Source organism: Kitasatospora sp. NPDC085879 (assembly GCF_040686255.1).
Lineage (GTDB): Bacteria > Actinomycetota > Actinomycetes > Streptomycetales > Streptomycetaceae > Kitasatospora.
The window spans coordinates 1-1,276 of record NZ_JBFBJZ010000204.1 but is presented as its reverse complement, the minus strand read 5'-3'; the positions used below and the strand labels follow the sequence as shown (position 1 = coordinate 1,276).

The 1,276-nt window shown below is 70.8% G+C and carries 2 protein-coding genes and 1 pseudogene; 1 reads left to right on the top strand and 2 read right to left on the bottom strand.

Features of this window, described 5'->3' with window-relative positions; all coding sequences use genetic code 11:
- Positions 1 to 75: 75 nt before the first annotated feature.
- Complete coding sequence (locus AB0P35_RS42180) at positions 76 to 531, bottom strand: DUF2871 domain-containing protein (protein WP_363521929.1); 456 nt, start codon at positions 529 to 531, stop codon at positions 76 to 78.
- A 161-nt stretch (positions 532 to 692) separates the two neighbouring features.
- Between AB0P35_RS42180 and tsaA the strand changes: the two genes are divergently transcribed.
- A complete protein-coding gene (gene tsaA, locus AB0P35_RS42175; protein WP_363521927.1) occupies positions 693 to 1,109 on the top strand; it encodes a tRNA (N6-threonylcarbamoyladenosine(37)-N6)-methyltransferase TrmO in 417 nt (138 codons plus the stop codon).
- On the opposite strand, the pseudogene AB0P35_RS42170 reads toward tsaA, so the two are convergent.
- A pseudogene (locus AB0P35_RS42170) lies at positions 1,106 to 1,276 on the bottom strand (IS481 family transposase); the annotation flags it as partial. The gene tsaA and the pseudogene AB0P35_RS42170 sit on opposite strands and share 4 nt — an antisense overlap.

Sequence of the window (1,276 nt, the reverse complement as noted above, 5' to 3'; positions counted from 1 at the left end):
CTGGCCGAACAGAGCCGGACCGCGCCGGGGCCGGCGCCGCACCGGCGCCGGCCCCGTCGCCGCGTCCGCCGCCCGTCAGGGGGCGGGCTGCACCGGGTCCGCCGGGGCCTGCTCCGGCGCGGCCTTCGAACCCGCCGGTATGCGCTTGCCCAGACCGACGAAGAGCAGCACCAGGCCGGCGGTCAGCAGCACGTGCCCGAGCCCGGCGGTCATGGCGATCGCCTCGCCGCTCTCGCGCCCCAGCACGGTCAGGGTGCCGTGCAGGGCCATCATGCCCACGGTCAGCGCCATACCGGCGTTGTAGATCCAGAAGAACCAGTCGAAGAGTCTGCTGCGGGTCAGCGAGAACTGCTTCTCCAGCACCAGCACGATGAGGAAGAGGAGCATGCCGAGCGCCAGTAGATGGGTGTGGACCACGGCGAGCTGGGTGTCGCCCGTGAAGTCCTCGGCCTTGGTGAGTTCACGGTAGTACAGGCCGCTGACCACACCGAGGATCATGTAGATGTGGGCCGTGTTGAGGATTCTCCGCATACGCGCGCTCGCCTCCGGGTTCGTCGGATCTTGATTCCCTCCACCTCACCCGGAATCTGATGATCCATCAACCGTGCGTCCGGTAAAAACCTGACGGCCTCCACCACGCCGTGCCCGCCGGAATCCACCGGGACCGGCGACGGCAGCCCTAGGCTCGGGGCATGGTGGACGGGCAGTACACGGTACGGGCGATCGGGCGGGTCGAATCCCCGCTGCACACCCGCTCGCAGGCGCCCAAGCAGGGCGACGAGGGCGGCCCAAACGCCTGGCTGGTCTTCGACCCGGCGGTGGCCCGTGGCCTGCGGGAGCTGGCGGCGGGGCAGGAGGTCCTGCTGCTCACCTGGCTCGACCGGGCCGACCGCACGGTGCTCGCCGTCCACCCGCGCGGCGACCTCGCCCGCGCCGAGACCGGAGTCTTCGCCACCCGCTCGCCCGACCGCCCCAACCCGATCGGCTTCCACCGCGTCACCGTCCTCGCCGTGGACGGACTGCGCATCCTGGTCAGCGACCTCGAGGCCGTCGACGGCACCCCGATCCTCGATCTGAAGCCGGTCCTCCCCGGCCGCGCGGAGCGCTAGTTGTACTGACCCGTGAGGTTGGGGACGCGGCTGGCGGGTGGCTTGCCTGCGAGTGCGGTGTGTCCGCGGTGGTGTAGGTGTGGAGCCAGGTGGGGTAGGCGTCTCGGCGTTCCTGCTCGGTGCGGTAGGGCTGAGCGTAGGCCCACTCGTCGAGCAGGGTGCGGTTG

Excerpts from the sequence above, each read along its gene's own strand:
- AB0P35_RS42180 (WP_363521929.1), bottom strand. The coding sequence starts at position 531 with ATGCGGAGAATCCTCAACACGGCCCACATCTACATGATCCTCGGTGTG.
- tsaA (WP_363521927.1), top strand. The coding sequence starts at position 693 with ATGGTGGACGGGCAGTACACGGTACGGGCGATCGGGCGGGTCGAATCC.